Here is a 12753-nt window from a genome sequence, read left to right as displayed (position 1 = left end):
AGCGATAGCTGCATCAAAAATTAAGAACGGGAGAGTTATTATGGATAAGTCGATTCTGTTTAACAAGCTCAGGATTTTGAGCGAACAGGCTGAGTTTGTATTACTGTCAACTATAAATGAAGATGATTTCCCGGAAACGCGCGCGATGCTCAATTTACGTAATAAAGAGATGTTCCCGAATCTGCAAGTGTATTTCGCAGACGACTTTATATGTTATTTTTCCTCAAATACTGCTTCGCAGAAACTCAATCAGATCCTTTACAGCGATAAAGCGTCCGTATATTACGTGAATCCGAAAACATTTGAAGGGCTGCTGCTTAAAGGAAAACTTGAGATCATAAAAGACAAAGCCCTTAAGAACGATTTCTGGCAGGATAACTGGACAATGTACTATAAGGGCGGCATAGACGACCCGGATTATTCTCTTTTAAAGTTCACTCCGGCTGAATATAAATATTATAACGGGGACTTTAAGGTAAGTTCGGGCGCATTTTAAAAAGAAAGCGGATACGGAGTAGAAAATGGATAATAATGAAATAAAACAAAGAGTGATGATGAAGGCCTCGGCGGCAAAAGGCGCCTCAAGGGCTTTGGCCATAATGACGACTCAGCATAAGAACAATATGCTTGCCGCGATGGCGGACGCTCTTGCACAGAACGCAAAAGAGATACTGTTCCATAATGAGATAGATGTCGAAGCGGCAAAAGAGTCAGGTCTGTCTTCCGCCTTGATAGACAGGCTGACATTAAATGAAAAAAGAATAGACGATATGATAAAAGGCATCAAAGATGTGATACTTCTTGAGGATCCTGTAGGTACAACGGTCGAAAAATGCACTCCTTCAATAGAAATTGACGTGAAAAAAATAAGAGTACCTTTAGGCGTTATCTCGATGATATATGAATCGAGACCCAATGTGACCGTGGATGCAGCCACTCTTTGTCTTAAAGCCGGTAACGCGGTCGTTCTTAAAGGCGGTTCCGAGGCAATAAACTCTAACAGGATACTTGCTAAAATAATAAGCGAAGCCGGTATAAAAGCGGGTATGCCCGCCGGCTCCGTACAGTTCATCGATACGACAGACAGGACCGCGGTGCTTGAAATGATAAAACTCAATAATTTTATCGATCTGCTCATACCAAGAGGAAGCGAAGCTCTGGTGAACTTCATCAATCACAATTCGTCCATACCTGTGCTTTCTCACGGAAAAGGATTATGCCACACCTATGTGGATGAGGACGCGGACATGGATATTGCTTTAAAAATAGCTTTTAACGCTAAATGCCAGAGACCTGGAGTCTGTAATGCTATGGAGACACTTTTAGTGCATAAAGATATTGCCAAAAAATTTTTGCCTCTGATATGCCAAAATTATTTTGACGCAGGAGTAAAAATAAACGGCTGTACTGTAACAAAATCCATAGTGCCGTCTGTAAACGAAGCCTCGCAAGAAAGCTGGAGTAAAGAGTATCACGACCTTGAACTTTCGATTAAAGTAGTGGGTTCCGTAGAAGAAGCGATTGGGCACATTAATAAATATGGATCCATGCATTCTGATGCTATAGTAACCAACAATAAAGAAACGGCGGACAAATTTCTGGCGGAAACGGATTCGTCTGCGGTTTTTCATAATGCATCTACAAGGCTTCATGATGGCAGCATTTTTGGGCTGGGATGCGAAATAGGAATTTCCACGATGAAACTTCACGCCCGCGGGACAATGGGAATAAAGGAACTCACCACTACAAAATACATTGTAAGAGGAAACGGGACGGTACGTAATTAATTATTTTTATTTGGAGGGATAAATGGCAGATTTAACTGACATAAATGCTTTAAACGAAAAAGTGCGAGGCAAAAGCATTTTTGCTTCAAAGCTTCTTGACGAAATCTCAAATACCGTTGTAGGACAGAAATATGTTCTTGAAAGAATGCTTATAGGACTTCTTTCCGATGGGCATATACTTTTGGAAGGACTTCCGGGTCTGGCAAAAACTTTAGCCGTAAAAAGTATGGCCTTGGCGGTTAAGGCTTCATACAAAAGAATACAGTTCACGCCGGATTTGCTTCCGGCGGACATAACGGGAACTTTAATTTATAATCCGCAAAGCAGGGATTTCAACATAAAAAAAGGACCTGTCTTTGCAAATATCATTCTTGCCGACGAAATTAACCGCGCTCCTGCGAAAGTTCAAAGTGCTTTGCTTGAAGCCATGCAGGAAAAACAAGTTACCATCGGCGATACGACTTTTGCGCTGCCTGCCCCTTTTCTTGTAATGGCCACACAAAACCCGATAGAACAAGAAGGAACGTATCCTCTGCCTGAAGCACAGGTCGACAGATTCATGCTTAAGCTGAAAGTTGAATATCCAAATAAAAAAGATGAAAAAGTGATACTTGAAAGGATGACGCATAAACTTGACGATATAAAACCGATAGTTTCAATAGCTGAAATTCAGGAAGCTAAAAATCTTATAGAACGTATTTATGTTGATGATAAAGTCAAAAATTATATTATAGATATAGTTTTTGCTTCGAGAAAACCGCAGGAATATAAACTTGACGAATTAAAAAATCTGATTGCTTATGGCGCTTCCCCAAGAGCTACTATAAATCTTACGCTTGCGGCAAAAGCTTATGCATTTCTACAGGGAAGAGCATACGTAATGCCGGAAGATATAAAAATTATCGGTCCGGATGTTTTAAGGCACAGAATTCTTGTAACCTACGAAGCAGAAGCCGATTCTGTAAGTTCTGATGATATAATTGAAAAAATTTTTGGTGGCGTCGAGGTTCCTTAAGTTAGTAAGATTATGGCTATGACGGTTTGCCGGTATTTTTAAAATTAAAAAGTATCCTGAATATCGAAAATATACATTAAAAAATTATGATAGACAAAGAAATTTTAAAACAGCAAATCCGTAAACTTGAAATAAGATCGAATAAATTGGTAAATGAAGTTTTTGCCGGGCAATATCAAAGTGTATTTAAAGGGCAGGGAATTGAGTTTGCGGAGGTCAGAGAGTATCAAGTCGGCGATGACATAAGAAATATCGACCGCAATGTTACCGCACGTCATGGAAAGCCATATATAAAACTTTTCTCAGAAGAAAGGGAACTTACTGTAATTTTTCTTATAGATTTTTCGGCGTCACAGCATTTTGGAAGCACCGATAAACTTAAATCGGAAATTGCGGCCGAAGCAGCCGCGGTGCTGGCGTTTGCTGCATTAAAAAACAATGACAGAGCTGGAATGCTTTCTTTTACAGATAAAGTCGAAAAGATAGTCACGCCAAAAAAAGGGAAAAACAATATTTTAAGAATAATAAAGGAAATTCTCGACTTTGAACCTTCAGGACGCAAAACTTCTCTTTCTGTGGCGCTAAAAGCCATAAATGAAATCTGGCGCAAAAAAGCCGTTGTTTTTCTTATATCCGATTTTCATGATACAGGCTATGAAAGAGATTTGGTCATAACAGCCAAAAGGCATGATTTGATATGCATAAAAATAAACGATGATAAAGAAAGCGCTTTGCCGGATGTCGGGCTTGTTGAAATGTACGATCCCGAAAGTGAAAAATATTTTACCATAGACACTTTTTATGACAACAATCTATTAAAAGAAAAAAGCGCCGCTCTAGACAAAGCCGCGGAAACTATATTTAAAAAAGCCAAACTAGACGTAATAAATTTAAACACGGCAACATCATATATTAGACCTCTAATAAAATTTTTTAAAGAAAGGGAACGCCGCAGCACTTTGGGATAGAGATAAATGAAAAAAACATTGTTCACATTATTTAAAATATTTTTATTTATTTTATTTTTATCGCAAGCAGACGTTTTTGCGTCAGTTTTGGAGCCTGTTGTCAGCGCGTCTTTAAACAAGCAGGAGTCATATATCGGAGATATTATAAAATTTACTATAAAAGCCGAACTACCGGAAAACGCTTACATAGCCACAAATAAAGAGATAATTTTTGAAAATTTTGACATATTAGGATTCTCCGTTGAACATATTTCTGAAAAACCGAACATATATCTTATAACTTTTGATATAGCAGCTTATAAAACCGGCACTTTGCACATAGAGCCTGTGGGAATAACATATATAAATGCATCAGGAAGTAAAAGAATGTTTTTTACGCCACAATCGCAGGTCATTATAAACAGCATGCTTAATGATGGGGGAAAAGATATAAAAGATATAAAACCTCTTAAGAAACTTGCGATAAAACCAGCGTATGCCGCTGGAATTGCCGTGATGATAATCTTTATCGGTATTTTATTATTTTTTATCATAGAAGATGTTTTGAAAAAATCTGCCAAAGAAAACGCTGAGTTCAATCCGCAGCTTGAAGCGCTCAATCTTCTTGATGAGCTGCTTCATTGTGGAATAATAGAAAACGGCGAAGCAAGAATTTTTTATTATAGAGCGGCAGAGATATTGAGAAAATATATATCTGTAAAATACAAATTTAATGCCATGGAGATGACTTCCGCTGAACTGCTAAAAAAGCTTGAAGAGATAGTCGCTATTTCAATGACTAAGAGAGATATAAAGCATTATTTAGGCATATTTGATCTTGCGAGATATGCAGGACTGAAACTTTCAAAAGATGACATGATTGAAAGTCTAGAAAAAACAAAGGAATTTATAAGAAAGATATGAGATTTGCAAATCCAGAATTTTTACTTTTATTTTTGTTATTTCTGCTTCCTTCGGTTTTTGGCAAAGGAAGTATGCAGACCTTTGTGCGTTTTACGCGCGGAATAATTTTTGAAAAAGAAAAACCGTCAAAAAAAGCTCTTTTTTATAAAACATTAAAAATTTTAAAATATCTATCGTTTGCTCTTATAATTGCGGCTCTGGCAAGACCGCAGAAAGGAATAAACTTTGAAGACAGCAAAGAGCAGGGCATAGACATTATGATAGCTTTAGATATTTCAAGTAGCATGAGGTCGATTGATTTCAAACCTTTAAACAGGCTTGAAGCCGCCAAAAATACAGCAGCTGATTTTATAAAAGAAAGAAAATACGACAGAATAGGGCTTGTGGTTTTTTCAGGACTTGCGTTTACACAATGTCCGCTTACTACAGATAAAGAGTCTCTTTTAAATTTTATAAAAAAAATCAGTATGGAAGATATACATCTTGACGGCACGGCAATAGGCTCCGCGATAGTAACTTCGGTAAATAGGTTAAAAGACAGCAAAGCTAAAGGGAAAACAGTTATTCTGATAACTGACGGAAACAATAATATGGGCGAAGTAGATCCAGTTACGGCTTCTAGAATTGCGGCAAATTACGGCATAAAGATTTACGCAATAGGCGTAGGAAGCCTTGAAGGAGCGATTTATGAAATTGACGACGGTTTTTTTGGAAAAAGGCAGATAAGGGATAACCGCTCTGGTTTAAATGAAAATGCTTTAAAAGAAATTGCCGAAAATACAGGAGGAAACTATTTCAGAGCGACTGATATACAATCGTTTAAAGAAAGCATGAAACAAATAGATGATCTCGAAAAAACCGATATAAAAGTACGAAAATTTACAAGTTATGAAGAACTTTATAAAAATTTGGCTCTTGCAGCTCTGGCATTATTGTTTTTGATTATGTTATTGGAAAACACGGTATTGAGGAAACTCCCATGATTTTTGCAGATAAAGGCTTTTTATTATTGCTGCTGCTTATCCCTTTGGCCGCCTTATTTTTGGCTTTTTCTCTGAAAAAAAGGAAAAAGGATTTGGGATTTCTGATAAGCAAAAACAATCTTGCGATTTTAAGCAATGTGAATTTTAAAGCTTATGTGATTAAGAATGTTTTTTTGCTGGCGGGTTTTGTATTTCTTATTGCTGCGACAGCTGAGCCTAAGTACGGGGATGAAAAAATAGAAGTGGAAAAAATGAGTTCTGAGATTATAGCGGTTTTGGACGTTTCAAAAAGCATGCTTGCCGAAGATATAAAACCATCCAGAATAGAAAAAGCGAAAATGCTTATATCGAGAATCGTGGAAGAATGCGAAGGCGATAAAATCGGTGTAATGGTATTTTCGGCAGGGGCAATGTGGCAGTGTCCGATGACTTATGACGTCGAAGCGATAAAAATGTTTTTGCAGGGAGTAAATACGGATTCTCTGCCATTCGGAGGAACGGAGTTCAGTTCTCCCATAAATCTTGTGGTTAAAACTCTTGGTGAGAATTCTTCAAATTCAAGAGTTATGATTTTGATTACGGACGGTGAAGATCACGATAAAAAAACGAAAGAAGCCGTTGAGTTGGCGAAAAAATCCGAATTGAGGATAATATCAGTAGGAATAGGAACGTATCAAGGTGCGCCTATACCCGTAAAAACGGATTCCGGTACGCTTGTGAAATATATGTCCGATAAACGCGGTAAAACGGTTATCAGCAAATTAAACTCGGAACTGCTGAAAAAAATATCTTTGGAAACCGGTGGCAACTACTATGAAATTTCTGACGGTAGAGATATTGCGCCGGCAGTTATAAACGAAATTAAAGGGCTTGATAAAAATATTCAGGGTAAAATCAAAGAGAACGCTAAACGCAGTAGGTTTCAGATATTTCTGTTTCTGGCTTTGGCGGCATTTGTTATAGAGATGTTTTATCCTAAAACCGTAAAAAATAGAAAATGAAAACTAAAATAGCTGTTCTTATCATTTTATTATTGACTTTACTGCTTTTATTTTTTATATCTTTCAAAAGTATAAAAAAGAATAATACGGCTGTTGACGCTTTTAACAAAGGGAAATTTGATAAAGCGTCAGAAATTTTGGACAATGAAACAAAAAAATATCCGGACAATATCGATATGATAAAAAACGCAGCAGGAGCGTCGTATAAAAACGGAAATTTTGAGCAGTCAAAAAAATTCTATGACAGTTTGTTTGAAAGAAGTGATCTTCCCGATAAAGATAAATCTGAAATTTTTTACAATATGGGCAATGTCAAATTTAAAGAAGGCGAATATGCACAAGCAGAAAAAGCTTATAAAGAAGCATTAAAAATCAATCCTAATGATGGAGACGCAAAATACAATCTTGAATTTATCGCCAACATGATGAAAGAACAGAAGAATCAACAGCAAAATTCAGAAGATATTAAGAAGAATTTGAATAAAAATAAGCAAAAGCAGGAAGAAAATAAAGCCAAGTCCAAAAATTTGCAGGAAAAAGAGAGCGGCGGACAAAAACAACAGGAGCAGCAGAATCAGCAGGAACTTGTGAATGAAATGAAGCAGCTGCAGGAGGAAGAGAAAAACCTTGAGAGACAGCTAAAAGATGCGCAAAAGCGTGAAAGGCAACTACAACAGGCAGCGGATAAAAATAAGAATATGAGTACAAAAGAAAAAACAGAAGAAAATGCCCGTAAACAAAAAGAAAATGAATTAAAAAGAGAAGAAAATAAATATAATGAAATGAATACAAAACAACAAAACGAAGAATTGTCGCGGCAAAAAGCCTCATCGCAGCTTAAACAAAGAGAACTTGAACAGCAGCTGAAAGATTTGGACAAAAAGGGTGGCAGCGAAGAAAACAGAAAAAAGAAAGAGGAGCTTAAAAAAGAAATAGAAAAAGAAAAAGAGTTTCAAAAAGAAATTCAAAAACAACAACAGCGCAATGATGAGAAGATATCTCAGCAGCAGCAAAAAAGCAAATCTTTAGAAGCGGAGAAAAAAGAGCTGGAGAAAGAAAAAGAAAAGCTCGAACTAGAAGCCCAAAAAGAACGCGGGACTATGGCGCAGCAAAAAAAAGACGAAAAACTGCCAGAAGATAAAACAGATTACACTCATATTGATACAATATTAAATTATTATAATGAATCCGATAAAAAATCTGATAAAATGAGACACAAAACTTTAACTCCCGTAATCGAACGAGGAGAACAGGACTGGTAAAATGTTAAAACCCCTTTTATCTATTTTTTTGATGTTAAGCTGCGCATATGTATATGCGGGTGACATAACTTTTACCGCAAGCGTAGACAAAAATAAAATAGCGTTAAACGAGTATTTGGTTTATTCGCTTATGGTAAGTGGCGAAGATGCAAAACTTCCACAACCTACATTTGAAGAGCTTGCCGATTTTAACAGCTATGGACGCGGGCAATCGCAAACTATCTCTTCTATTAACGGCAAAAGAAGTGGTAAAATAACATATACTTACACTCTTGCCCCGAAAAAAATAGGTAATTTTACTATCCCGCCCGCAAAAATAGAATATGATAAAAAAACTTATTTTACCGAATCTATAAATATTGAAGTTACCGAGGCTGCTAAAATACAATCCGCACAGGTGCAGCAGACCGCAAGACAGCAGGCAAGTCCATCAAGCCGAATCGCTGAAAATATAAAAGGAAATGTTTTTGTAAAAGCTTCGACAAACAAAAAAATTGTTTACGTAAATGAAAAGGTAACATATAAATTCAGCTTTTATACAAATATGGATTTAGTTTCAAATCCAGAATATTTCCCGCCGGACTTCAAAGGGTTCTGGAACGATTCTTCAAAACCTTCCAACCGTTATGAAAATATTGACGGCGTAAACTATCTGGTAAACGAAATCGAAACTACTATTTATCCTATAGAAAGCGGAAAAATTACGATAAGCCCAGCAAAACTTAAAATTGCAGTTATGGATTTTTCTTCTCCTGGAAACATAGATGATTTTTTTAGCTTGTTTATCAATATGGGGCAGCGCAGAGAAAAAATGCTTGAATCGGATGCGGTTACATTAAACGTTTTGCCTCTTCCTAAAGAAAACGTTCCGTTGAATTTTAAAGGTGCTGTCGGCAATTTTACGATTTCCATTGCGTCTGATAAAACCGAAGTCCATACTGATGAACCTGTTACTTTGACGGTAAAGGTTACAGGGAAAGGCAATATGAAAAGTGTAAGCGGCATTGATTTCAAGCCGACAAAAGATTTTAAAGTTTACGATACTGTCTCTTCCAATGTCGCGGAAGATTCCAGAGAGTTTCAAATTTTACTTTTGCCGCTTACCCCGGGTGAAAAAACTATTGAACCTTTAAAACTTTCATTTTTTGACCCTGCAAAAAAAACTTATTCTTCTGCGCAGACGCAGTCGCTAAAAATTAAAGTTGAAGGTGCCGCAGTGGTAAATCCGGAAAATATAGATGCAAGCGGCAGTTCGGGAATTTTAAAAATTCAAAATGACATTAATTATAATAAGCAGATAAAAAAGATAAAATTCTCTAAAAGATATTATTTTGTCAAAACTGGGCTTTTTTGGATAATTCTTGCTCCTTTTGTTTTGTTTTTTGCATTTGCGCTGTTTTTTAAATTTTATATTGAAAAGAAAAACAATAATCCGTTGGCAAGATTGAGAATGCAAGCGTACGAATATTCACAAAAATGTATTCTGAGCGCCGAAGGGAAAATAAGCAAAGAAAAATCCCGCGATTTTTACGAAAGCATATATGAAGGGCTGTTGTCGGCAATTACCGCTGCTACTGCAATACCTTCCGATAAATTATCAGTTTCGGAAATTTCGGAAAATCTCAAGAATTTCGGATTTGACGATGATAAAATCAAAGCAGTCGAAGAAATTTTAAATTTGATAAATTTTTACAGGTTTGCTTCCGTTCAATCGGATGAAAAATCCATGAGAAAAGTTTTAGAACAAACGAAAGAAATATTAAACGTTTTAAGGAAACAGTGATATGAAAAAACTTGCAGTTTTATTATTTTTACTTTTGCCGGCGGCGTGTTTCGGTGCAGACAAATATTCGCAGCTGCTTGAAACGGCTGAAAACGCTTTTGTCGACGGAGATTACGCCAAAGTGATAGAATTATATGAAACGCTTGTCCAAATCGAAAAAGTTAACGACCCTTCTGTCTATTATAATTTGTCAAACGCCTATTACAGAAACGGGCAGCTTGGCAAGGCGGTTGTAAATATTGAAAAAGCTTTTCTTTTAAAACCATGTGATAAAGATATTAAACATAACAAGCGGTTTTTGAGCATAAAGGCCGGCGTGCAGGAAGAACGAGGTTTGTACGGATTTTTAAACGGTATTGTAAATATAAGCTCATTAAATGATTTTACCGTTATTACTGCCGTTTTTTTCGTTATTATTTTATCTTTGGCGGCACTCTATATTATAAATAAAAGAAAAATATTTAAAACCGTAATATTATGCATTTTTCCGTTTCTGATTTTATCTGTCGTGATAATATCCGTAAAAATAAAAAATGAAATATTCAATATAACGGCTGTGTCTTTAAAAGATACTTCTGTAAGAAGTGGTCCCGGAATTAATAATCCTGAAATTTTCAACTTATTGCAGGGTCACAAAGTTTATGTTTTAGGAGAAAATAACGGATGGACTTATATAAGCACAAAATCCAAATCAGAAGAATTGTCAGGCTGGGCGGAAAGCGGAAGCATAGAAAAAATAAATGGTTAAGAGTCGCAGCTTTTGCGTATGACTTATATTATTTTGCCAAATAATCTATAAAATAAATCCAAACATATCTGTCAAAGTCAAGCAGCTAATGATAAAATAAAAGCTTTAATCAAAATACCTGCAATTCTAAAGAGAGAACAAATTATATAAATGAAAAACCTTGAAAAAAAGATTTTTGAATATTTGTCTGGCAATTTAACTCCTGAACGTTTTGAACATTCCTATTATGTTTCTAAATTTGCTGTTGAACTTGCCTCAATAAAAAAAGCAAATGTTTTAAAAATTCAGACTGCGGCTTTGCTGCACGATTGTGCGAAGTCTATGAACGATAAAGAGTTGGTAAAATTTTTAAAACAGCGCGGCAAAGAAATAAAATACTTTAAAGAGATGGCAAAATATTCTCCGCAGCTTTTGCATTCTTTCGCCGGAGAACAGATTATAAAAGACAGAATTAAAATAAAAGATAAAGAAATACTCAATGCGGTTAAATACCATACACTCGGCAGACCGTCGATGAGCATTGCAGAAAAAATATTGTTCGTATCGGACGCCGTATCGTATGACAGAAAATATAAAGGCGTCGACGAACTAAGAAGTCTTGCCAAGATGGATATTGACGCGGCGTTTATGCGGGTTCTGTCAAATAAAATAAAGTATGTCATCGGCTGCGGCAAATGGCTGTGCCCGCAGACAATCGAGACATGGAATTATTATGCGCAAAAAGATTAAAAGAGTATTGCTTATAAGCAACTTTGCTGTAATAAGCGCATTCCTTACGATTGTTTTTTTGTTTATCTATTTTTCGTTAACGCATCCTCTTACAAGCGCTCTTATAGGAAACAAGCCTATAAAGTTTGTTTTGACTTTTTATGGGACAGAAAAATTTCTTCCGGAAACCATAGAATCTTATTTCGTGTTATATGAAAGGGAAAACAAACTTTTAAAAATTCTTTCGATAAACCCCGAAGCAGTAGTTTTTAAGAAAAATGTAAAAGCCAGAAGCCTTAAACACTCGTTTTATGCAACTTCTGAAAAAGATTTAAATCTTGCGCTGACAAACTTTTATCAGGATATATTTGAGATGGCAAATAACAGTTTTGTGCCGGACTTTTACGTTACGGCAAGCTTTGAATCTTTGATTAAACTGGCGCAAAATAATCAAAAGGCTAAAGATTTACTCTCAAATAAGAATTTTACAGACAGAAATTTGCAATGCTTAAACCAAATAGAATTTGCGCAAACGATATTAAACTCATTTAAAACTTCGCTATTTTCAAGCATAGGATGTTTAAGAAAAAATTATGATTTGCTCGATACGAATATCTCAAAACTTGCCTTTACCAATATGATTATGTATTTTAGAATACATAACGCTGAAATAATGTTTTTCGATTTGCCGCTAAAGTATGCCAAAGCAAGAATGGAAACGGATAAAAATAATATCGCAGACATGCTTTATACAATATATTATCCTTTGACAAATACCGAACCGAAAATAGACGGTCTTATAGAGATTAAAAACGCGTCAGGAAAACCAAGAATGGCGGAAAAAGCCGCATGGAAACTAAGGGAGAATAAATTTGACGTTTTAGAATGGAGCAACAATAAAACTTTTTACAATAAAACTTTAATAAAAAATTATAAAGGAAATTACGGAGCTTCAAAAAAAATAGCCAAGATTCTTGGAAACGGTCAGATAATAAATTCCTATGACAATAAAAATTCTTTTGCCATAAGCGTTTTTATAGGTAAAGATTGTGAAATATATGATAAGTTTGATAAAAAGGAGGACATAAATGGCAAAAATTGATTTTCTCGCGCTGGCTAAAAAAGCCGCCGAAATTGCCGATGATAAAAAGGCCTTAAACACCATTATACTTGATGTGAGAAGTTTGACAGAAATAACTAATTATTTTGTCATTACTACTGCACACTCCATTCCGCAGATTAATGCTGTTTGCATGGAAATAGAAAAAATATTTAAAGAAAAAGATATGAAGATTTTAAGGAGAGATGGAACTCCCTCAGCCGCGTGGAGAGTATTGGATTATGGAGGGCTTGTCGTTCATATTATGTCTGAACAAAGCAGGCAGTTATATAATCTCGAAAGACTTTGGAGTGACGCTAAAATTGTTAAAATGAAAATACCGGTTATCAAAGTGAATAAGCCCAAAATAGCCAAAAAGATAGAAAAAAACTTTAGCGAAAACGTGTGCAAAGGCAGAAAAGTTGCAAAAAATGCAGTGAAAGCCATAAAGAAAAAAAAACAAAACCATACAAAATGATTTAATGCCCGACACTTA

At 35.7% G+C, this 12753-nt stretch carries 13 protein-coding genes; 12 read left to right on the top strand and 1 reads right to left on the bottom strand.

What is annotated here, in order from left to right:
- Positions 1–40 precede the first annotated feature (40 nt).
- From LBD46_00380 to LBD46_00365, 4 genes are all read left to right on the top strand, one after another.
- On the top strand, positions 41–496 hold the full coding sequence (locus LBD46_00380; protein MDR2425633.1) for a pyridoxamine 5'-phosphate oxidase family protein: 456 nt from the start codon (positions 41–43) through the stop codon (positions 494–496).
- 25 nt (positions 497–521) lie between these two features.
- Complete coding sequence (locus LBD46_00375; protein MDR2425632.1) at positions 522–1787, top strand: glutamate-5-semialdehyde dehydrogenase; 1266 nt, start codon at positions 522–524, stop codon at positions 1785–1787.
- 22 nt (positions 1788–1809) lie between these two features.
- Entirely contained in the window at positions 1810–2802 is a 993-nt protein-coding gene (locus LBD46_00370; protein ID MDR2425631.1) for an AAA family ATPase, read from the top strand.
- Between the two features lie 86 nt (positions 2803–2888).
- The gene (locus LBD46_00365; GenBank protein ID MDR2425630.1) at positions 2889–3770 is read left to right on the top strand and encodes a DUF58 domain-containing protein; all 882 of its coding nucleotides are present in this window, start codon (positions 2889–2891) and stop codon (positions 3768–3770) included.
- Positions 3771–3924: 154 nt separating this feature from the next.
- Here the strand turns inward: LBD46_00365 and LBD46_00360 are convergent, their stop codons facing one another.
- Positions 3925–3999 carry a hypothetical protein gene (locus LBD46_00360; GenBank protein ID MDR2425629.1) on the bottom strand — a complete coding sequence of 25 codons (75 nt, stop codon included), beginning with the start codon at positions 3997–3999 and terminating at the stop codon, positions 3925–3927.
- Positions 4000–4669: 670 nt separating this feature from the next.
- Between LBD46_00360 and LBD46_00355 the strand changes: the two genes are divergently transcribed.
- The 8 genes from LBD46_00355 to rsfS all read left to right on the top strand — a co-directional run bounded on the left by LBD46_00355 (position 4670) and on the right by rsfS (position 12735).
- On the top strand, positions 4670–5656 hold the full coding sequence (locus tag LBD46_00355; GenBank protein ID MDR2425628.1) for a VWA domain-containing protein: 987 nt from the start codon (positions 4670–4672) through the stop codon (positions 5654–5656).
- Complete coding sequence (locus LBD46_00350; GenBank protein MDR2425627.1) at positions 5653–6657, top strand: VWA domain-containing protein; 1005 nt, start codon at positions 5653–5655, stop codon at positions 6655–6657. The genes LBD46_00355 and LBD46_00350 overlap by 4 nt, the downstream gene beginning before the upstream one ends.
- Complete coding sequence (locus LBD46_00345) at positions 6654–7919, top strand: tetratricopeptide repeat protein (protein ID MDR2425626.1); 1266 nt, start codon at positions 6654–6656, stop codon at positions 7917–7919. The genes LBD46_00350 and LBD46_00345 overlap by 4 nt, the downstream gene beginning before the upstream one ends.
- Position 7920: 1 nt before the next feature.
- On the top strand, positions 7921–9702 hold the full coding sequence (locus LBD46_00340; GenBank protein ID MDR2425625.1) for a BatD family protein: 1782 nt from the start codon (positions 7921–7923) through the stop codon (positions 9700–9702).
- 1 nt (position 9703) lies between these two features.
- Positions 9704–10450 carry an SH3 domain-containing protein gene (locus LBD46_00335; protein MDR2425624.1) on the top strand — a complete coding sequence of 249 codons (747 nt, stop codon included), beginning with the start codon at positions 9704–9706 and terminating at the stop codon, positions 10448–10450.
- 150 nt (positions 10451–10600) lie between these two features.
- Positions 10601–11179: a bis(5'-nucleosyl)-tetraphosphatase (symmetrical) YqeK gene (yqeK, locus tag LBD46_00330; protein MDR2425623.1), complete on the top strand. Its 579-nt coding sequence runs from the start codon at positions 10601–10603 to the stop codon at positions 11177–11179.
- Positions 11163–12260 (top strand): LytR C-terminal domain-containing protein, encoded by a 1098-nt coding sequence (locus LBD46_00325; GenBank protein ID MDR2425622.1) that lies wholly within the window; start codon positions 11163–11165, stop codon positions 12258–12260. The genes yqeK and LBD46_00325 overlap by 17 nt, the downstream gene beginning before the upstream one ends.
- Entirely contained in the window at positions 12247–12735 is a 489-nt protein-coding gene (rsfS, locus tag LBD46_00320; protein MDR2425621.1) for a ribosome silencing factor, read from the top strand. The genes LBD46_00325 and rsfS overlap by 14 nt, the downstream gene beginning before the upstream one ends.
- The last annotated feature ends 18 nt before the right edge of the window (positions 12736–12753 follow it).

It is taken from the genome of Candidatus Endomicrobium procryptotermitis (genome assembly GCA_031279415.1).
Taxonomy (GTDB): domain Bacteria; phylum Elusimicrobiota; class Endomicrobiia; order Endomicrobiales; family Endomicrobiaceae; genus Endomicrobium_B; species Endomicrobium_B procryptotermitis.
This window is presented reverse-complemented; position numbering and strand designations above follow the sequence as displayed.